Origin of the sequence: Gluconobacter sp. P1D12_c (genome assembly GCF_018812105.1) — a bacterium.
Taxonomy (GTDB): domain Bacteria; phylum Pseudomonadota; class Alphaproteobacteria; order Acetobacterales; family Acetobacteraceae; genus Gluconobacter; species Gluconobacter oxydans_A.
The window spans coordinates 1-540 of sequence record NZ_JACSIQ010000265.1 but is presented as its reverse complement, the minus strand read 5'-3'; the positions used below and the strand labels follow the sequence as shown (position 1 = coordinate 540).

The 540-nt window shown below is 47.6% G+C and carries 1 protein-coding gene; it reads right to left on the bottom strand.

The features are described from left to right. Nucleotides 1-79 precede the first annotated feature (79 nt). A partial coding sequence (locus KP705_RS16665; protein ID WP_215765058.1) for a hypothetical protein occupies nt 80-540 on the bottom strand: 461 nt, incomplete at its 5' end.

Below are 540 nucleotides of genomic sequence, written 5' to 3'. Positions count from 1 at the left end.
ATTTTCATAGTTTCTAAGTCGTTTGAATGAGAAATTATAAATGTATTTTGGCATGCAATATGGAATCGTTCGTTAGTTTTCATAATTTTCCTCCTTCTATAACTTCAAGATTAAATCCCGGCTTTGGTATTGTAGAAAGTTCTTCTTGTGTAGCACGACTACCTACTTCAGCAACGTGGCGGTTCATGTAGTAGCGGACAAGACCCGGCCCTCGCATACCGGCTACCTTTTCGCGCTCGGAGAAAATCGCACCGAACTTCACCAGTTCATTCATGATGGCTGTAACTTCGTTGACCCGAATTCCGACTTTTTCGGCGATTTCTTCGCGGGTTAGCATGATCTGTCCGGTATGTGGGAACAGGTGGTCGAACAAGAGCGTCCAGACGTCCACGGCCTTCATTGGACGTTTACTGTTCTTCATTAGCCACAAGGTGACAGCACGGTTCTGTGCGGGACGGATCATAACAAACGGCTCCGTTGTTCCGGGGGCTGGGGTAGTAATGCGTTGAACGGTGACCATGACCCGGCCAAGGGCATCAT